This is a genomic window from Pseudoalteromonas sp. ABV4_021 (assembly GCF_056159365.1).
Map to the genome: position 1 here is coordinate 807877 of NZ_JBSWVB010000001.1, position 20191 is coordinate 828067.

The window sequence follows — 20191 nt, forward strand, 5'->3', positions numbered from 1 at the left end:
ATGCGTTTATCGAATAATATTATGTATCAAAATAGCCTCGATAGTATTTTAAGTGGCCAAGAGAAACTTGTAGATTCTCAACTGAGAGTGAATACGCAGAAAAAAATACTAACAGCAGCGGATGATCCCGCAGCTATGGCACAAGCTAACTTGATTACGAAAAAATTAGAATTGAATGGCCAGTTTGACAAGAATATGAGTTTCTTGCGCGGGCGCTTAGAAGTAGAAGAAAATGCGCTTAAAAGTATGAATACGCAAATAGAGCGAGCACGCGAACTGTCTATTCAAGCTGGTAATGGTGCATATACTCACACCGATCGTGAGGGTATTAGTAAAGAATTAGCTGAAATTCAAAAAAGTTTACTTGATTTAATGAATACGCGCTCTGAAGATGGGCGTTTTATTTTCTCAGGTTTTCAAGATAGTAAAGCGACTTATTCTTACGATAGTGCTAGTCAAACCTATACATACAACGGCGATCAGGGTAACCACTCGATTCAAGTTGCTACTTCAACTTATATTCAAGCTACTGACAATGGCGCAGATTTGTTTGAAAAAACCAAAGCGCGGCTAAATGTTGCCAGTAATGCGATGACGATATTGCCGGGGGCAATTACCGCGGGCAGTGTGTATGTTAAGCAACAAGCTGAATTTGACCAATTTCACGCTAACTATTATGACCCGCTTACACCCGCAAATAATACTTTCAATGTAGTCGTTACGGCTGGCGCACCAGATCAGTACGAGATCAGACAAAATGGCTCGCCACTAGTACCTGCTGTCACAGGAGACTTTACCGGTGAGTCAATAGAATTTGCTGGCATGGAGATATCGCTGCAAGGTGCTGCGCCAGGGCAAGCTGATTTTACATTAGAACCTCCAACTAACAAGAACATTCTAAACACATTAGAAGAGCTTATTTCGGTACTTGAAAATCCTGCAAGTACGCAGGTTCAGTTACAAGAGACGCTTGCAGATTCAGTTGTTGAATTAGATAATGCGCAAGAGGCAATTACTTTCACCCGGGCAAGTATTGGGGGGAGATTAAATGCCGTTACAAGGAATGAAAATGCCAATTCTGGAGAGGAAATCGTAAACGTTGCCACTAAGGCAAGTTTGTTAGAGGCCGATATGGCTGAAGCAATCAGCGAATTAAAGAAAAATGAAACCGCGCTACAGGCCGCTCAAGCGACATTTGGCCGAGTTTCAGGATTAACTTTGTTTGATTACATATAAGTTGGCACGTTTAATGCTTTTAAGTTAGTGCGTCAAAGACGCAACTTAGTGCAAACGTTAAAGTTCGCTTTAACAAAGCACTTCCCGTCATGAGAGCCGGGAGTACTAACAGTAGCGCAAAGAAGGAGAGAGCTTTGCGCCACTGTATTCTAACTTAGGAGAAAAAAATGGCTTTATATGTAAATTCCAATATAACGTCACTTAATGCTCAAAGGCAGTTAGCGAACTCAACCAATGCATTAAGTACATCGTTCCAACGTTTATCATCAGGTCTTCGTGTTAATAGTGCAGCAGACGATGCGGCAGGTTTGCAAATAGGTACTCGTTTACAATCGCAAGTAAATGGTGCAAACCAAGGTGCACGTAACGCAAATGATGGTATTTCACTGTCGCAGACTGCAGAAGGTGCATTAGAAGAAACAACAAACATGCTACAGCGTATGCGTGTTTTATCAATTCAATCGGCAAATGGTTCAAATACAGATTCTGATCGTGAGGCACTGCAAAAAGAGTTTTCTGAATTACAATCTGAGATTGATCGCGTTGCAACTGATACAACATTTGGTGGTGTAAATATCTTAAATGGTACTTATGACACAGACTATCAAGTCGGTCCAGATGCCAATCAAACGATTCAAGTGAAAATTACCACTAATATGAATACAACAGGGCTTGCACTTTCTGATGATTCAATCAGTACTGCAGCTGGAGCTCAAACTGCAATCGCAGCGCTTGATGATGCGCTATCGACAGTTAATGCAGTGCGTGCAGATCTGGGTGCTAAACAAAACCGCTTTAGTTCAACTATTCGTAACTTAAAAAGTGTTGCTGAAAACGTTTCAGCGTCAAAATCTCGTATTATGGATACGGACTTTGCAGCAGAAAGTGCAGCATTGGCGCGTAATCAGGTTCTACAACAAGCATCAAGCTCAATGTTAGCGCAAGCTAACCAACAACCTCAAATCGCGTTGTCACTACTTCAGGGATAACCGTTCTAAAGCCCTTGATTTATCAGGGGCTATAAATTTTATTAAATTTTTTCTAAAGTCATCCCCCTTATTGTCGATATCTTAATCAAACGAGTTGTTTGGCGGTCAATACCGCAGATAGAAGAGGGCGAGAATCATGGCTTTATATGTAAATTCAAACATCACATCATTGAACGCACAGCGTCAATTATCGAATTCAACAAATGCGTTAAGCACGTCTTTTCAGCGTTTATCATCAGGTTTACGTGTTAACAGTGCAGCAGACGATGCGGCCGGTTTACAAATTGGCACACGTTTACAATCGCAAGTAAATGGTGCAAACCAAGGCGCACGTAACGCGAATGATGGTATTTCACTTGCGCAAACAGCAGAAGGCGCACTAGAAGAAACGTCAAACATGTTGCAACGTATGCGTGTTTTATCGATTCAATCGGCGAATGGTTCAAACACAGATTCAGACCGTGATGCACTACAAAAAGAGTTTGCTGAATTATCGGCAGAGATAGACCGTGTAGCAAGTGATACAACGTTTGGTGGTGTAAATATCTTAGATGGTACATATGATACAGACTATCAAGTAGGACCAGATGCGAACCAAACAATTCAGGTTAAAATCACGACTAATATGAACTCAACGGGTCTTGCACTTTCAGATGACTCAATTAGTACAGCAGCAGGTGCGCAAACAGCGATTACAGCACTAGATGATGCTTTATCAATCGTAAATGGTGTACGAGCTGACTTAGGTGCGAAGCAAAACCGTTTTAGTTCGACTATTCGTAACTTAAACAATGTTTCAGAAAACGTATCGGCGTCGAAATCACGCATAATGGATACAGACTTTGCGGCGGAGAGTGCAGGCCTTGCACGTAATCAGGTGCTACAACAGGCATCAAGCTCAATGTTAGCTCAGGCAAATCAACAACCACAAATCGCATTGTCGCTAATTGGTTAACACTCTTTCCTAGTTAATCAAGTTAGTACTCCCTCTCTCATAAAAAAGCGGCCTAATGGCCGCTTTTTACTTTTTGTTAAAAAGTTTAAAAAAAAGCTCAAGGGTTTTAGACGGGCGCCGATAACGAAGATGGGACAGAAAACTATCTGTAGCTTACTCTCTCTCTTGCTACTGATAGTTCCTATGTTAATTATTATTGGAGGCTCTCATGGCTTTAAGTGTTAACTCAAATATAATGTCTTTGAATTCTCAAAGACAACTCTCTCGTTCGAGTGAGGCATTATCAACATCATTCCAGCGTTTATCGTCTGGTTTACGTGTAAACAGTGCAGCAGATGATGCGGCAGGTTTACAAATTGGTACACGTTTAAACTCGCAAGTACAGGGTTTGAACCAAGGTGCACGTAATGCGAACGATGGTATTTCACTATCGCAAACAGCAGAAGGTGCGTTAGAAGAAACCTCAAATATGTTGCAACGTATGCGTGTATTGGCAATTCAATCAGCGAATGGTTCAAATACTGATTCGGATCGTGATGCACTGCAAAAAGAATTCACAGAGCTATCTGCTGAGATTGATCGTGTTGCAAGTGATACGAGCTTTGGTGGTGTAAATATTTTAGATGGTACGTACGACACAGACTTCCAAGTTGGTGCGGATGCAAACCAGACTATTACGTTAAAAGTAACGACAAATATGAACTCAACAGGACTTGCGCTTTCTGATGACTCTATCAGTACTGCTGCAGGCGCACAAACAGCTATAGGTGCACTAGATGATGCGTTGTCAACAGTGAACGGTGTACGTGCTGATCTTGGTGCGAAGCAAAACCGTTTTAGTTCGACTATTCGTAACTTAAACAACGTAGCAGAAAATGTAGCAGCATCTAAGTCACGTATCATGGATACAGACTTTGCAGCAGAAAGTGCGGCATTGGCGCGTAACCAAGTATTACAACAGGCTTCAAGCTCAATGTTAGCGCAGGCTAACCAGCAGCCGCAAATTGCGTTGTCATTGCTGTAATAAATAGTAATCGTAATGCTTTTTATAGATCACACTGAGTGGTGTGATCTATAAATATTTGACTGAATAATATCCCTCCCATATACCGTATTCATAGAGCCCAAACTAAACAATTACACCTCTAAACTAGAATAATCAGAACGAATCATGCTTCAAAATTAAAAGCATTTTGTGATTAATTTATTAAAGTAACTCTTTGTTTATTTGTTGGTTATTTTTCTTCTAGTGGCTTACTTGTAAAAATTGATTAAAGAATCTTTTTGACGTGTCGATATCTTAATCAAACGAGTTGTTTGGCGGTAAATACCGCAGATAGAAGAGGGCGAGAATCATGGCTTTATATGTAAATTCAAACATCACATCATTGAACGCACAGCGTCAATTATCAAATTCGACAAATGCGTTAAGCACGTCTTTTCAGCGTTTATCATCAGGTTTACGTGTTAACAGTGCAGCGGACGATGCAGCAGGTCTTCAAATTGGCACACGTTTACAATCGCAAGTAAATGGTGCAAATCAAGGCGCACGTAACGCGAATGATGGTATTTCACTAGCGCAAACAGCAGAAGGTGCACTAGAAGAAACGTCAAACATGTTGCAACGTATGCGTGTTTTATCGATTCAATCGGCGAATGGTTCAAACACAGACTCAGACCGAGATGCACTACAAAAAGAGTTTGCTGAATTATCGGCAGAGATAGACCGTGTAGCAAGTGATACAACGTTTGGTGGTGTAAACATCTTAAATGGTACTTACGATACAGACTATCAAGTAGGACCAGATGCTAACCAAACGATTCAGGTGAAAATTACCACCAACATGAACTCAACGGGTCTTGCACTTTCAGATGATTCAATTAGTACAGCAGCAGGTGCGCAAACAGCGATTACAGCACTAGATGATGCTTTATCAATCGTAAATGGTGTACGAGCTGACTTAGGTGCGAAGCAAAACCGTTTTAGTTCGACTATTCGTAACTTAAACAATGTTTCAGAAAACGTATCGGCGTCAAAATCACGTATCATGGATACGGACTTTGCGGCGGAGAGTGCAGGCCTTGCACGTAATCAGGTGCTACAACAGGCATCAAGCTCAATGTTAGCTCAGGCAAATCAACAGCCACAAATCGCATTATCCCTACTTGGTTAATACTCTCTCCTAATTAACTAAGTTAGTACTCCCTCTCTCATAAGAGTAGCAATATTGCTGCTCTTTTTTTTGTGTGATTTAAAAAAGTACAAAAAAATCACGTGTTTTTGCTAAAGAGTTTATTCCCACTGTCGATATAGTATTTAGTTAAAGAAATTAATTAGATAACAGTTCTTTTTGAGCACAATTGCTCAGAACTAGAGGGTGAATATTATGGCACTATATGTAAATTCAAACGTCACATCATTGAACGCACAGCGTCAATTATCAAATTCAACAAATGCGTTAAGCACGTCTTTTCAGCGTTTATCATCAGGTTTACGTATTAACAGTGCGGCAGATGATGCGGCGGGCTTACAAATTGGTACACGTTTACAATCGCAAGTAAATGGTGCAAATCAAGGCGCACGTAACGCGAATGATGGTATTTCACTATCGCAAACAGCAGAAGGTGCACTAGAAGAAACATCAAACATGCTGCAGCGTATGCGTGTTCTGGCAATTCAATCAGCGAATGGTTCAAATACAGCATCAGATCGCGCAGCACTACAAAAAGAATTTTCTGAACTGTCGAGTGAAATCGACCGTGTTGCTACAGATACAACGTTTGGTGGTGTAAATATTTTAGATGGAACATTTACAGCTGATTTCCAAGTTGGTCCAGATGCGAACCAAGTGATCAATGTTGCTATCGCAACAAGCATGGGGGCTACAGGTTTAGCTGTTAATGATGACACAATTGCGACTGCATCCCAGGCTCAGACAGCGATTACAGCAATTGATGACGCATTGTCTACAGTAAACGGAATACGTGCAGATCTCGGTGCGAAGCAAAACCGTTTTAGTTCGACGATTCGTAACTTGAACAATATTTCTGAAAATGTGTCAGCATCTAAGTCACGTATTATGGATACGGATTTTGCGGCTGAAAGTGCAAGTCTTGCGCGTAATCAGGTGTTACAACAAGCATCAAGCTCAATGTTAGCGCAGGCAAATCAACAGCCACAAATCGCATTATCCCTACTTGGTTAATATTCTCTCCTAATTAACTAAGTTAGTACTCCCTCTCATACAAAAACGGTCAAATGGCCGTTTTTTATTTTTTGTTAAAAAGTTTAAAAAAAAGCTAAAGGGTTTTAGGTGGCCGCCGATAACTAAGATGGGACAGAAAACTATCTGTAGCTTACTCTCTCTCTTGCTACTGATAGTTCCTATGTTAATTATTATTGGAGGCTCTCATGGCTTTAAGTGTTAACTCAAATATAATGTCTTTGAATTCTCAAAGACAACTCTCTCGTTCGAGTGAGGCATTATCAACATCATTCCAGCGTTTATCGTCTGGTTTACGTGTAAACAGTGCGGCAGATGATGCGGCAGGTTTACAAATTGGTACTCGTTTAAACGCGCAGGTACAAGGTTTAAACCAAGGTGCACGTAACGCAAACGATGGTATTTCACTATCGCAAACAGCAGAAGGTGCGTTAGAAGAAACCTCAAATATGTTGCAACGTATGCGTGTATTGGCAATTCAATCAGCGAATGGTTCAAATACAGCATCTGACCGCGCAGCGCTGCAAAAAGAATTTTCTGAACTGTCGAGCGAGATTGACCGCGTAGCTACAGATACGAGCTTTGGTGGTGTGAATATCTTAGATGGTTCATTTACCGCAGCGTTCCAAGTGGGTGCAGACGCAAGTCAAACGATTACAGTAAGTATTGGTACTAGTATGGGCGCAACAGGTCTTGCATTAAATGATGATACTATTGCAACAGCTTCACAAGCACAAACAGCAATTACCGCTCTTGATGATGCGTTGTCAACAGTGAACGGTGTACGTGCTGATCTTGGTGCGAAACAAAACCGTTTTAGTTCGACTATTCGTAATTTAAACAACGTAGCAGAAAATGTAGCAGCGTCTAAGTCACGTATTATGGATACAGACTTTGCAGCAGAAAGTGCGGCATTGGCGCGTAACCAAGTATTACAACAGGCTTCAAGCTCAATGCTAGCGCAGGCTAATCAGCAGCCGCAAATAGCGTTGTCACTGCTGTAACTCAGGTAAGGTGAGGTTGCCCTCACTTTACAGAAATGTAAGTAAGCTTTAAGCACGTTATAGGGCTATAATTGTGTTTAAAGCTGCTCATTCCAAACTTTGGAGTTGCTATGAATTTAAGTGATATTTCAATGACGGCCAATCCAATCCGTGACCCTGTAGATGCCGTTAACCAAGATACAATGGTCAAGCCTAAGAATGATGTTGAGGCTAAGGATAAAAGTGTTATCGAAGAGGTACCTACACCTCTATCTGATGACGAATTGGCGCAAACCTTGCTTGAAACTATTGATAAAGTAAGGCAATTTGCTCAATTGCAATCAAAAAATGTCGATTTTTCAATCGAACGTTTTGATGGACTATCAGTGGTTGTGGTCTCTGATTCACAAACACAGGAAGTGTTAAGGCAGATCCCATCAGAAGAAATGATTGAAGTATCGAAAAAGATTGAACAGTTGCAAACAGAAATCCTAGGCGCGAGCTCAGGTATGTTATTTGATAAAAAAGTGTAATTGAGGTGATTTATGGCTGGTATTACAGCGGCAGGTGTTGGCTCAGGTCTTGATCTCGAAACGATAATAAAAACAACGCTTCTTGCTGAGAAAGAGCCTAAAGAGCAACAATTAAATAAACGTGAAATTCAATATGCAACTGAGCTATCTGGTGTTGGTACGTTTAAATCGGCGTTAGACAACTTTAATTCTGCTTTGGCTGAACTAGCTAAAGAAGAAACTTTTACTGCACGCACGGTGAGTTTTAAAAACGGCCTTGAAGAAGATAAGCAGGCGTTTGAGATTTTTGCTAGTTCGACTGTTCAATCGGGTGAGTTTGCTATTGAGGTGCAAGCCCTTGCTCAAGGCTCAAAACTTAAATCAGCTGCGCTAGGTAGTGCGACAGATCCGGTAGGAAGCGGCAACTTAACATTTGCAGCAGGCGGAAATAGTTTTTCGATTGCAGTTGATGCAGCTGATACTTTAGAAGATATTCGTGAGAAAATTAATGCTGCAGGCGATAATTTTGGTGTCAGTGCTAACATTATTAACTCAGATGCCGGTGCTGTTCTTACATTTAACTCAGATGTGACCGGTGACGGTAATTCACTTACAGTAACTGCGGATGATGATTCGCTTGCTTCTATTGCAACATCTGCACCTACAGCCGCTGCGGGTCTTACCGAGACACAAGCAGCGGGAAACGCACGAGCGTTGATAAATGGCCAACTTGTCACTGATAGTGATAATAAGTTATCAGATAAAATTCAGGGCACGGTCATTACCCTTAAAGAAACAACAACAGGCGCAGAAACGGTTACTATTGGTGTTGACCAATCTGAAGCAAAAGAAAAACTGAAAGGGTTTGTTGATGCATATAACGAGCTTAAATCACAGTTAGACGGATTATCTGATCCTGAAAATGGATTACTTGCAGCTGATGGCAGTATTCGAATTGTGGAACAGCAATTGCAGAGAATGTTTACAGGTGAAATATCTGGTACAAATACTAATGTTAAATCACTTTATGATTTAGGTATTACCTTTGACCGTGAAGGTAAAATGGAAATTTCGAGTATTGCACTGGGAACTAATCCAAGTGGCACAGAACGTTTTGAGTCAGCCTTATCTGATAATTTTTCAGAAGTTCAAAGTTTATTTGTTGGTGATACAGCTCTTGGTAAGCAGGTTAACGATTATGTTGAATTGTTTACTGGTAAAAAGGGCTCGCTAGTTGAACGTGAGACCACATTAAACGAATCAATGGAAGACATTACGATAGAGCGGGAAAAACTGGAAGTCAGGCTCGATGAGTTAGAAGCGTCGTTGCGAAGCCAATATGCAGCCCTAGATCGCGTTATGGCTCAGTATCAAGTGGCGGGTTCGTATATAGCAAATATATTACCTGTTACGAAAAGCAGTAAAGATTAAGAGGAAAGTATGGTTAATCATCAGGTCAATAAATACAAGAAAGCGCAAAATGAGCTGTCATTGCTTGCAGCTAATCCGTATGAAATTATTCAAGTTTTAATGAAAGAACTGATGACACAGTTGTACATTGCTAAAGCAAGCATTGACCGTTCAGATATCGAAACGCGCTCGCAGGCCATTAATAAATCAATTGATTTGATTGGTGGCCTCAAAGGCGGGTTAAATATGGAAGCTGGAGGAGAGATTGCTGATAATCTTAACAATTTATATGACTATATGGTTATTCGTTTAAGTGAGGCAAACTTGAATAGCTCTGCGGATATGGTGGAAGAAGTGAAAAACCTATTTTTACCGATCAAGCAAGCGTGGGATGGGATAAGCGAAGAGGATAAACAAAAAGGATTCCAATTAATTGCAGAACATAAGCAGTAATCTAAGCTATGGATGAACGACAATTAATTGACGCTTTGACAAAAGTAAACACTTTATCTCTCGATATAAAAACAGCCCTTTACGATAGAAATATAACTCATGCTGAATCTGTTTTGGCAGAGCGTTCAGTTCTGCTAAAGACTATCCCCCCTTTAGAATCACTCACAATATCAAATGATGTACTTGAACAAGCAGTTGAAATGCTGAATGAAGTTGAACATATTGATAGTGTTGGCTTGAAAAATGCTACTAATCAGCAAAAAGAGATTCAAACTAAGTTAAGTGCTGGCGTGAAAGCGCAAAAAGCAATCTTAACGTACCTAGACCACAAGGTGTAAAGGGCTTTTATAAATGAAAGATAGTTTAGATAAAAATATCCAAGCGCAAATTGAGCGATTAGAAGGTGTTCAAAAAGTATTGCAAAAGAGGGTAAAGCTCGAGCGCGAGCTACAATCACTCTCCGATAATTTTATGTCTCCAGATTTCGATCTCGAGGCGCGTTTTCAAAGCAATATGAACTCCTTTTTGAGTTTTTACCCAGATATTTACCATAGCTTTTTAAATTATAAGCTTGAACGATATGAATTACGCTTTGATGAAGAGTTCGGTGTCAATATATTTGATACACAAACAAATAAGTACATGTATGCCGAAAACGTGTTTAAAAGCTCTTATTTACAATACAAGCGATTTAAAAGTGAACCGCAATATATTAAGAATAACTTCGCAGAACGAGAAGAAAAAATTGATCGCTTTTTACATACTAGGTATTTAAAAAAACTTACTAAGTTTTATCTAGAAGGGCTGGAAGAAGAAGAGTTGGATAAGCTGCCAAATACTATTTCGTCAATGCTGATATTTGGTATTGGTGCTGGTAGCCATATCGAGGCAATGCTTGAAGAGCATCGCGTTAAAAACTTGTACCTTTACGAACCACATTTGGATTTATTTTATTTAAGCTTATTTTTAACTGACTGGACAAAAATTTTAGAACAATTAAATGCCGATGAAGCTCAATTACACTTGAGCTTGGGCGAGGCTGAAAGTGATAAAGAGTTAGTTAAAGAAATTGCAGATGTGTTTATTAAAATAGGGCGATTTCATGCGGCCCACTCTTATATTTATGTTCATTATACCGATAAAATATTAACCGAGGCCGTTGCCGAGGTAACAAAGCGCTTTCATGAAAATATGCTTGGCTTTGGCTTTTATGATGACGCCTTAATGAGTGTTGGGCATTTTTACTACAATATGAAAAATTTGGTGCCTTTGTTAAAAAGTGGTCCGCTTGAAAGCTTAAAACAAGTCCCTGTTTTCTTAGTTGCTAATGGCCCATCACTAGATAATGACATAGAGTTTGTGCGAGCTGTGCAAAATCGCGCAATCATTATTAGCTGTGGTTCTGCAATCGGTGCATTGCATAAATATCAAGTTACACCAGACTTTCACTGTGAAATGGAACGCTGTTTAATTACGAAAACGGTTATTGATGCAGTTGATGATCCCGAATACGTTAAATCAATTAATCTGCTAGCGCTAAATACAGTACAGCCCGAAGTTTTTCCGTTATTTAAACGCTCAATTCAAGCAATGAAGACGGGTGAGGCGGGAACTGCTTTATATATACAAAATAAAGAATCAAACCCGAGCAGTTTAGCGTACTTAAATTATTGTAACCCTACAGTGTCAAATTGTGCATTAGCATTTGTTGAAAAAATGGGGTTTGAAAATGTTTATTTGTTTGGTGTTGATATGGGCTATGTAGGTTCACAACATCACTCAAAAAAGAGTATCTATTATAGTACTGACTCAGGCAGTGATCGTAAACTGTACGATGCATCTGGTTCTGAATTGCAAGTTGAAGGGAATTTTGTTGAGACGGTAAATACCGATTTAATTTATAACTATTCAAGAATGGTTATAGAGGAGTTTCTTAGATTGCAACCGCATTTAAATGTGGTTAACTGCAGCAACGGTGCGAACATTAAAGGCACTCAAGGAATACATTCGCAAGACCTACCTGAATTAAAAGAACTTGATAAAAACACAATTGTTGAGAGTATATTCTCTAAGCTCACAAAGCCAATTTCAGATACAGATCTGAAAACATTTGAGAATAATTTACAACAAGAGATGTTTGCAGATTTATGTGATCTCATTGTTGAAAAGTTTGATGAAATACCAGATTCAAAAGATGCTGCAATTGCTGTTTTAGAAGAGCAATTACAACGCCTAGAAGGTTTTAACGCTAGTAATGTATCTCATTTTAACGATTTACTCCGTGGCAGTTTATTACATACGCACTCTGTGCTTTTGAACATTTTAAATTCATACAACAGTGAGCAAGAAAGTTTACAGCGTTTTTCCGAGGCTGGAAAAATTGTTCAAGAATATGTACTTGAAATGAAGAAAGAATATTTAGAAAGTCCATTTAAAATTGATCTTGTCGATGATTCTCACATTTGGATAGAGTAAATATTATGAAAATAGATCAGCGTGATATTTTTCTCTCATCAGAAGGAGATAATTGGTTTGAACGGAACAAGCAAGTTTATTGTGAAAATAATGAAGACAAGGTAATCGATTTTATTAAAGCGCAGGAGTTGACCCCTAAGCGTGTACTTGAGATTGGTTGTGCAAGTGGTCTAAGGCTTCATTCTTTGTACAAGGAGTTCGGTTCGGACGGGTACGGCGTAGATCCGTCATCTTCCGCAATTGAAGCTGGTAAAATAAATTACCCACATTTACATTTGTCTGTAGCAACAGCGGATTCAATTGATTTCGAAAAAGATAGTTTTGACTTAGTGATTCTTGGTTTTTGCCTTTACTTATGTGATAGGGAAGATTTATTTACCATCGCAGCAAGGGTTGATAAGGTGTTGGAAAATGGTGGGTATATTATTATTCAGGACTTTTTACCTCCATATCCTTACAAGAATAAATATAGCCACTGTGAAGGGCTGTATAGTTACAAATTTGATCATAGTAGAATGTTTACATGGAATCCGCTTTATTCGACGCTAGCAACAGATATTTCTACTCACTCTGCGCGTGAATTGAGAACAGATGTAGATGAGCGTGTAGGTATCAGCTTACTATATAAACAAATCGACGATGCATATCCAAATAAGCAAAAATAGATGCACATAGCGATTAGAGTTGACTCATCAAGTCAAATTGGTGCGGGGCATGTTATGCGCTGTCTTAACTTAGCACGTTGCTTTCGTGAGCATGGTCACACAATCGCATTTGTATGCAGAGATTTGCCCGGCAATTTAACCCCCTTTTTGAAGAGTCTTGATTTTGAGGTGGTTACACTGCACAATCAAGAGCCATCATCTTCTAAGTTACTTTCTTCATACGAAAGCTGGATAGGGGTAAGTTGGCAACAAGATGCTAAACAGTTTTGTTCATATAATTTGCAGGTTGATATAGTAATTGTTGATAATTATGCCCTTGATTATAAATGGCAATCACAAGTGCAGCAGCATTTTAATTGTAAAATGGTTGCAATCGATGATTTAAAAAGACGACATGTTGCCGATGTGGTAATTGACCAAACTCTTAATTGCGCACCTGCCGCTTATTCCGACTCAAATAGTAGATGTATCTTAACGGGCACAAGATACGCAATGTTAAATCCAACGCTTCAAAATTACCGCAATACTGTCACTAAACCTTCACTTGATGGCTTTCTTAGAGTACTAATTAGTTTTGGCGCAAGTGATGAACCTAACGCGACATTGCGTGTATTACAAACCCTCGTTAAATCTCGCATTAATTTTCGCGCAACAGTCTTATTAAGACCTAGTGCAATAAACTATAAGTCGGTTAAAGAGTTCGCAAACAGATACTCTAATTTTATTAAACATTTTGACCATATTGATAATATGGCAGAAATTATGATGGAACATGATGTTGCAATAGGAGCTGCAGGATCGTCATGTTGGGAGCGTGCTTGCATCGGGTTACCAAGCATAATAGTACCCATTGCTGATAACCAGCGCGATATTTGTGATGCCTTAGTTATAGAGAACATTGCGATTCAAACTAAACTTGAACAAATAGAAGATAAACTTCAGTTAGCGGTATCTGAGCTGATCGAAAAATATGATGATTTGAAATTTAATGGTCTAAGAATTTGTGACGCTAAAGGGGTTGAACGGATATATAACAAAGTAATGGAAGCGATAGGTTGAAAGTACTCTTTTTAGGCGCAGAGAAAACAGCGGTGTATCAATGGTTAAAACGTTCAGATTACGCGTTGTTTTTTACATCCTCTTCCGTAAGTTTGGAAAAAGTAAGGCAAATCGAGCCTGATTTTATCGTTAGTCATGGTTATCGCCACATTATTGGACCAGATATTGTTGCTGAGTATTTTGGTAAAATAATTAACTTACACATTAGTTATTTACCTTGGAACAAAGGTGCAGATCCAAATTTTTGGAGCTTTTACGATAATACGCCAAAGGGCGTAACTATTCATCTAGTTGATGATAAGCTGGATACTGGTGATATTTTGGTACAATGTGAACTTGACTTTAATTTACAAAAAGAGACACTAGCATCATCATACGCGATACTGCAGAAGTCGATTTTAAATTTGTTTATTCAATCGTGGCAAGATATTGTCACTGGTAAACTTATAGCTAAACCGCAAATGGGTGCAGGTACTTATCATAACACCTCTGACAAAAATGAGATTTTTGAAAAGCATAATATTAGTTGGGATACACGATTATGCGACATCGTACTTTTGAAAAAGCAGTTAGAACAGAAGTAGGGACAAACTAGTTCATTTCATGTGATATTCATATAAACTATAATCTTACCTTCCTTAGTTGCAAATCTGTAGACACTTTAATACGTCCATTCTTAGCTTTATGTCTATTGTGAACTCCCCCAAATAGAAACGGGTAGGTAAAAAATTAGATTGTGGCCAAGATTAATTGACCACAACACTTATTAACCTATGACAAAGCCAAGAGAGATTAATTGAATGACTTCTATTTATTGGTGGAAGAAACAAAGGCAATGGTAGAGAGCACGCTCAAACGTATTGGGCTTTCGCTCATATTGAATGTGTGAACCGATTTCAGCATTGTTCCAATGCGCATATTTTGGACCGCGAAGTAGACGGTGAAGCAAGTTATGCTCTACCGTTAATCGAACATATGGCTGCGGCACTTGAGAGTCTTTGAATGTTTGGGTGGGCTTTTTATCAAGAGACATAGTAAAGCATACTTTCTCACTTTCGATCACTAAATAAGTGGGTGATGAGTAGTTAATTTCATCAGCTTTGGATTTAAAGCGCAAATAGGAGTTTAACATTAAGTCCTCAAGCTCGTTATCATCCCAGACATCATTATCATAGGCGAGAGGCTGTTTGGTAATGTGGTTCATATACTGCTTTAATGTTGGTACTGCCTTGGTGCTTTTTATTAACTGCTGAATAGTTAAATCGTATTTATCATGCTGATTTAAAAGTAGACCCTTAGAGTTGCTAGGGGTGTTGGCTTCTAAATAGCAGGTGGCATCTTCTAGGCTTGGCACGCCACGATACTCATTCATATGGGCATAACGAGAGCCTAATACATAAGTACCGGCAAATGGTGCAAAGGCTTTAGGTTTAACAAGTTCAATGAAGTTTAGCGCTTGTTGCAAAAATTGTATTTGTTTAGCCTTTGCAGCATTGTTTTTTAGCTCGATTGAGTCAAACTGAAAACATTGTGGATAAGGGCCTGCACCAGCATAGCCGACCATTAAAAGATCAATATCCATTTGATCAAGACGATTCTTTAGAATTGTATGGCTAGCTAATTCATAAGGACAATCATTTAAATTAAGTAAATGTTTACCTCCATGTGAAAACAGTGCTAGGGAATCAATTTGAGTGCTGCCAAATTTAGTTTCAATATGTCCACACCCCAAAAATTTTGAGCAGAGCTCTGGATTACAATTATCAGCGGCATAAATAGTTAATTGACTACCATTCTTAAATTTATAGGGTGTAGTGTTGTTCAACTCAATGACCTCAAAACCCAATAATTCCAATTTACGTTTTAAGAATGGGGAACTGTATTTGTGAATAAGTATAGGTTTTTTATAAGGTAATTTGTTTAATGTCGCTTCACTTAAATGATCCGGATGGATATGAGATACATAGATATAATCGTATTGAAGTAAGCTTAGCTCAGATTCAGCAAATGGTGGGTAATGATACCAACTGCCATAATATTCACCTTCCGTTAGCCATGGATCTGTTAAAACTCGGATTTCTCCCATCTCAACAATTTGTGTTGAGCTTTGCAGGTGAGTAACGATCATCTTTTAAGCCACTCGTCTGATTGCAACGGTAGGTTGTTTGCTTAAGGGGTTACTAAGCATTTCAAACTTTTTGTTTGTTTCTTTTAAAAACTCTTTCATTGCTAACGTTTCTCCAGGCCACTCTGTAGTGCATGCTTCATCAAAAACAATTACACCACCAACACTAATTGAATCCGAAAGTAACTTTAATGCAGCACGAGTTGGCTCGTATAAATCAAAATCTAAGTAAGCGAAAGAAATTAAAGAGTGTGGATTTTCTTTTTCGTATTCGGGAATAGTGACTAGCGCATCACCTGGGATGAGTTTTACCTTGTTTTCCAGTTCGAATAATGAAATCGCTTTTTTTAGTGTCTGCTCATCACCACAGTACTTGCCTGTTTGCGTGTTAGCGAACTCTCCGTCTTCTTTTACACCAGTAGGTAAGCCTGAAAAATTGTCGAACCCAATTATTGTTTTTGGCGCATATGGTTCTAACAGAGAGCTCATTTTTGCTAAAAACATTAAATTTGCACCTTTCCAACAACCAAACTCTATTATGTCTCCAGGAACTCCTTGAGTACTTTTCAGTAATTCAAAAGTCCAAAGTTTATTTGCTATTGTATGTACCCCAGCATACAAGGCATAGTGATCGATCATATCGTAAAGGTTGGGTTGGCCAATTTCTTCTGCGAAGCGGGTTCTATTAGCTATAAAGCTATCTGGTTTCATAATTTGATCCTGTTTTAGAACAATAATTGAATTTTAATTTTATATCGCCATTAAATGAAATTAGACTGAGCTTAATTATATTACGGTTGTATCTTAATATAGAGAACAGTCAGTCTTTTTTATAAAGTGCATTAAATAGGTCTATGGTATCAAGGCTTAATTCAATATGAATAAGCTTTGCTAACAACAGAGCCACAAAACTTGAAAGTAAACTGAATACTTTTGCCAGTTTGCTGGAGTACAGGTTGAATGAGCCTAAGACAAACTTAAACCATGATATAACAACTTATATATTTGTCGTCTGTCTATTGACCATATCCCACGTCAATGCTGTAGCCGCTTCTATATCCATTGTAGCTTCCAAACCTAGGACAACACCTAGGTGTTTTGGAGCAAGTCCATAGCCCGGTCGAATGCAGCGAACATTATCTTTGGAGAACACTTCTCCTTTCTTTATATCTTTGCAGATGTATAGAGAGCGTCGAAATATAAGGTTAGGCTGTTCTGATTTCGCTAGGGTGAAATTTGGTTTACCAATCGCGTGCCAAGCGTCACGAACATCCTTACATAAAGCTTTTAGTTCTTCGGGCTCTAGAGAAAATGCCGCGTCAGGCCCTCCGTCGGCTCGTGCCAACGTAAAGTGCTTTTCGATTACTGTTGCGCCCAAGGCTACAGATGCAATAGCGGTTGTATTACCTAAAGTGTGGTCTGATAAGCCAATTGGGAGATCAAATTTTTCTGCAAGCGCTTTTATTGTTGCTAAATTAGTTTGCTCAATTGGGGTAGGGTAGCCACTCACGCAATGAAGTAGTGTTACTTGACCGTTACCATAATTTAAGGCAACAGCAAGCGCCTCTTCAATTTCTTGAATATTTGCCATACCGGTAGACATAATCATTGGCTTTTTTGTTTCAGCAACTTTTTTAACTAGCTCATGATCAATTAACTCAAATGAAGCAATTTTGTATGCAGGTGGGTCAAATTGAGTTAAAAAATCAACAGCAGTTTCATCGAATGGTGAACTAAAAATATCAATTCCTAGCTTATTTGCTCGCTCAAATAGTGCTTGGTGCCACTGCCAAGGAGTATGTGCCCAATCGTATAATTGATAGAGGCTCTTACCTTGCCATAACCCTTCAGATATACAAAAATCTTTTTTATTAGAGTTTAACGTTAGTGTATCCGCGGTATATGTTTGTAATTTAACTGCATCTGCACCTGCTTCAGCTGCTGCATCGATTAACTTTAATGCCCTATTTATGTCGCCATTATGATTCCCTGACATTTCCGCTATGATGTAAGGAGGCGTGTTGTTTGATATTTCTCTTTCACCAATTTTCATAGTGTTATCTGACCTTAAAGACATTCTCTATTTGTTTACCATCAAGATGCGCAGCTAAATTACCTTGTTTATCCAAATCATTTAATTGAGTAAATAATTCCTGATAATGCATTATAAGTTGATCTATGTTTTCAAAATTATGCGCGTAGGAAAGGTTGTGTGTTCCTATAAATAAAACACCGCGTTTGCAGAGCTCTTGAATCAACCAAGATTTAATTGTGTCTGCAGAGTTAACTCTGTCGTTGGTAATGTTTAAAAATGTCCAAGGGGCGAGTCCTTTTAATTCAAACATTGTAAACTCTGAGCAATATTTTTGATATTGCTCTACTAAGTAATTACCTAACGTCCAAATATATTGACTGAATTCAATTTTCTTCATCTTTTCGATAGTTGCTTTAGCTGCTGCAAGAGATAAAGTTTCGCCCCCAAAAGTTCCTGAAAAAAAGATATCATTCATTAACATCATAACTTCACGTTTACCAACGATTGCAGATAGCGGCATACCGTTAGCCATCCCCTTACCAAAGGTTGCTAAATCGGGTGTTACACCAAAGTAGCTTTGAGCGCCACCTAAGTGATATCTAAACCCTGTGATGATTTCATCAAAAACAAGCACGATGCCATTACGAGAGCATAGTTCTCGTACTTTCTCTAAAAAGCCGTCTTCAGGAGGGGCAATATTAAGTGGCTCCATAATGACTGCTGCAAGTTCGTCTGGGTGATTTTCAATGAGCGCTTCTAGTGAAGAGATATCGTTGTAAGTGAAGCCATGAGTTAGCTTTTTAGTGGCTTCAGGCACACCCATATCACGTGTGGTCGAACCTATATACCAGTCTTGCCAACCATGGTAACCACACACAGCAATGTGTTCTCGTCCTGTATAAGCTCGTGCTAGACGCACGGCAGCACTGGTAACATCACTGCCATTTTTAGCGAAGCGAACCATTTCAGCACAGGGAATAAGGTCAACTAAGAGCTCTGCCACTTCAGCTTCTAAAGTATGGGGAAGTGAAAAACTTATGCCTGATAAAAGTTGTGCTTTGATTGCATCATCAACTTCTTGGTCTTGGTAGCCCAAGCTAACGCAGAGCAAGCCATTAATATAGTCGGTATAAATATTATTATCGAGGTCGGTAACCTGAGCGCCTTTACCATACTTAATAAAAAGTGGTGCAGCTTTAAAAGGCAAAGCCATTTTACTTTTACTAAAGGTTTGGCTTGCTAGTGGTATGATGTTTTGCGTCTTTTCATACCAATTTAGTGATTCAGAAAAGCTGATAGTCATTAATTAGAAACCTTGTTCTTTGTCTTGTAGCAGCGACAATTTGTAGCCTTCATTTAGCTCTATATCGGCATTGAGCGCATTAACTTGCGGGTGTGATTGTAAATACTCAACGATTTGTTGATAACCAAATTGTTGCCCATCGAAGTGACGATAGATTGCTGAAATTACCTCAAAGTCTTGGGGATAGTCGACGCTAATTCGAAATTCAGAATAATCTTGATCTATGGTGAAATCTTTCAATGAAAACAAGTTAGAGTCGCGAATAAAAGGTGTTACGTGCTCTCGCTCTGAAGGCTTTTTTGCTTTCTTATAAGCGGTTTCTAACGCATTAAAGCTAAACACTTCGACATCTTGCCCATCGGGAAAGTACCTTGTGACACAGTTGCTAGTATAGTCTGCGTTGTTTGTAATATGTGTGCTAACTATTTGGTCAATTAACACGGGGTCAATCAGTGGGCAATCCCCACATATGCGTACAATATGAGAAAAATTAAACGCTTTAGCGCAATGATAAAATCGTGCTAGTACATCATTTAAATCACCACGGTAGCATTCTATATTAAGTTTTTGGCATAGTGTTTCGATAGGGCTATCTAGCGCTTCATTTGATGTCGCAACAACAACTTTGTCCACAACTTTTGTCTGTGTAAGACGCTTAAGTTGAATCTCTAGCATGGGTACGCCATTAATAGGCAGTAATACTTTTCCTGGTAATCGTGTTGAACTCATTCGAGCTTGAACAATAATACCTATCATACTTCCTCTAT

At 39.0% G+C, this 20191-nt stretch carries 20 protein-coding genes; 15 read left to right on the top strand and 5 right to left on the bottom strand.

Features of this window, described 5'->3' with window-relative positions:
• From flgL to ACXAFE_RS03855, 15 genes are all read left to right on the top strand, one after another.
• Positions 1 to 1236: a flagellar hook-associated protein FlgL gene (flgL, locus tag ACXAFE_RS03785; RefSeq protein ID WP_475148872.1), complete on the top strand. Its 1236-nt coding sequence runs from the start codon at positions 1 to 3 to the stop codon at positions 1234 to 1236.
• Positions 1237 to 1403: 167 nt separating this feature from the next.
• On the top strand, positions 1404 to 2225 hold the full coding sequence (locus ACXAFE_RS03790) for a flagellin N-terminal helical domain-containing protein (RefSeq protein WP_010560729.1): 822 nt from the start codon (positions 1404 to 1406) through the stop codon (positions 2223 to 2225).
• Between the two features lie 136 nt (positions 2226 to 2361).
• Entirely contained in the window at positions 2362 to 3180 is an 819-nt protein-coding gene (locus ACXAFE_RS03795; RefSeq protein ID WP_237130046.1) for a flagellin N-terminal helical domain-containing protein, read from the top strand.
• Between the two features lie 208 nt (positions 3181 to 3388).
• Entirely contained in the window at positions 3389 to 4204 is an 816-nt protein-coding gene (locus tag ACXAFE_RS03800; RefSeq protein WP_010560728.1) for a flagellin N-terminal helical domain-containing protein, read from the top strand.
• A gap of 331 nt (positions 4205 to 4535) precedes the next feature.
• A complete protein-coding gene (locus tag ACXAFE_RS03805) occupies positions 4536 to 5354 on the top strand; it encodes a flagellin N-terminal helical domain-containing protein (protein WP_475148880.1) in 819 nt (272 codons plus the stop codon).
• Between the two features lie 213 nt (positions 5355 to 5567).
• Positions 5568 to 6386 (top strand): flagellin domain-containing protein, encoded by an 819-nt coding sequence (locus tag ACXAFE_RS03810; RefSeq protein WP_475148883.1) that lies wholly within the window; start codon positions 5568 to 5570, stop codon positions 6384 to 6386.
• A 206-nt stretch (positions 6387 to 6592) separates the two neighbouring features.
• The gene (locus tag ACXAFE_RS03815) at positions 6593 to 7408 is read left to right on the top strand and encodes a flagellin N-terminal helical domain-containing protein (protein ID WP_010560725.1); all 816 of its coding nucleotides are present in this window, start codon (positions 6593 to 6595) and stop codon (positions 7406 to 7408) included.
• 110 nt (positions 7409 to 7518) lie between these two features.
• A complete protein-coding gene (locus tag ACXAFE_RS03820; protein WP_010560724.1) occupies positions 7519 to 7920 on the top strand; it encodes a flagellar protein FlaG in 402 nt (133 codons plus the stop codon).
• Positions 7921 to 7932: 12 nt separating this feature from the next.
• Complete coding sequence (fliD, locus tag ACXAFE_RS03825; RefSeq protein WP_475148891.1) at positions 7933 to 9330, top strand: flagellar filament capping protein FliD; 1398 nt, start codon at positions 7933 to 7935, stop codon at positions 9328 to 9330.
• A 9-nt stretch (positions 9331 to 9339) separates the two neighbouring features.
• A complete protein-coding gene (gene fliS, locus ACXAFE_RS03830; RefSeq protein ID WP_475148894.1) occupies positions 9340 to 9762 on the top strand; it encodes a flagellar export chaperone FliS in 423 nt (140 codons plus the stop codon).
• Positions 9763 to 9770: 8 nt separating this feature from the next.
• Entirely contained in the window at positions 9771 to 10100 is a 330-nt protein-coding gene (locus ACXAFE_RS03835) for a hypothetical protein (RefSeq protein WP_475148897.1), read from the top strand.
• A gap of 13 nt (positions 10101 to 10113) precedes the next feature.
• Positions 10114 to 12237 carry a motility associated factor glycosyltransferase family protein gene (locus ACXAFE_RS03840; RefSeq protein WP_475148901.1) on the top strand — a complete coding sequence of 708 codons (2124 nt, stop codon included), beginning with the start codon at positions 10114 to 10116 and terminating at the stop codon, positions 12235 to 12237.
• Between the two features lie 5 nt (positions 12238 to 12242).
• Positions 12243 to 12902, top strand: a complete 660-nt coding sequence (locus ACXAFE_RS03845; RefSeq protein WP_475148904.1) for a class I SAM-dependent methyltransferase — start codon at positions 12243 to 12245, stop codon at positions 12900 to 12902.
• Positions 12903 to 13961 (top strand): UDP-2,4-diacetamido-2,4,6-trideoxy-beta-L-altropyranose hydrolase, encoded by a 1059-nt coding sequence (pseG, locus tag ACXAFE_RS03850; protein WP_475148908.1) that lies wholly within the window; start codon positions 12903 to 12905, stop codon positions 13959 to 13961. It abuts the gene before it with no gap.
• Entirely contained in the window at positions 13958 to 14545 is a 588-nt protein-coding gene (locus tag ACXAFE_RS03855; protein WP_475148911.1) for a formyltransferase family protein, read from the top strand. The genes pseG and ACXAFE_RS03855 overlap by 4 nt, the downstream gene beginning before the upstream one ends.
• A 227-nt stretch (positions 14546 to 14772) precedes the next feature.
• Here ACXAFE_RS03855 and ACXAFE_RS03860 read toward each other — a convergent pair whose 3' ends face one another.
• The 5 genes from ACXAFE_RS03860 to ACXAFE_RS03880 all read right to left on the bottom strand — a co-directional run bounded on the left by ACXAFE_RS03860 (position 14773) and on the right by ACXAFE_RS03880 (position 20180).
• Positions 14773 to 16089 (bottom strand): MBL fold metallo-hydrolase, encoded by a 1317-nt coding sequence (locus ACXAFE_RS03860; RefSeq protein WP_475148915.1) that lies wholly within the window; start codon positions 16087 to 16089, stop codon positions 14773 to 14775.
• A 3-nt stretch (positions 16090 to 16092) separates the two neighbouring features.
• The gene (locus tag ACXAFE_RS03865) at positions 16093 to 16797 is read right to left on the bottom strand and encodes a TylF/MycF/NovP-related O-methyltransferase (protein WP_475148918.1); all 705 of its coding nucleotides are present in this window, start codon (positions 16795 to 16797) and stop codon (positions 16093 to 16095) included.
• Between the two features lie 286 nt (positions 16798 to 17083).
• Positions 17084 to 18139 (bottom strand): pseudaminic acid synthase, encoded by a 1056-nt coding sequence (pseI, locus tag ACXAFE_RS03870; protein WP_475148921.1) that lies wholly within the window; start codon positions 18137 to 18139, stop codon positions 17084 to 17086.
• A gap of 4 nt (positions 18140 to 18143) precedes the next feature.
• Positions 18144 to 19424 (bottom strand): aminotransferase class III-fold pyridoxal phosphate-dependent enzyme, encoded by a 1281-nt coding sequence (locus tag ACXAFE_RS03875; protein WP_475148925.1) that lies wholly within the window; start codon positions 19422 to 19424, stop codon positions 18144 to 18146.
• A 3-nt stretch (positions 19425 to 19427) separates the two neighbouring features.
• Positions 19428 to 20180, bottom strand: a complete 753-nt coding sequence (locus ACXAFE_RS03880; protein WP_475148929.1) for a cytidylyltransferase domain-containing protein — start codon at positions 20178 to 20180, stop codon at positions 19428 to 19430.
• Positions 20181 to 20191 lie beyond the last annotated feature (11 nt).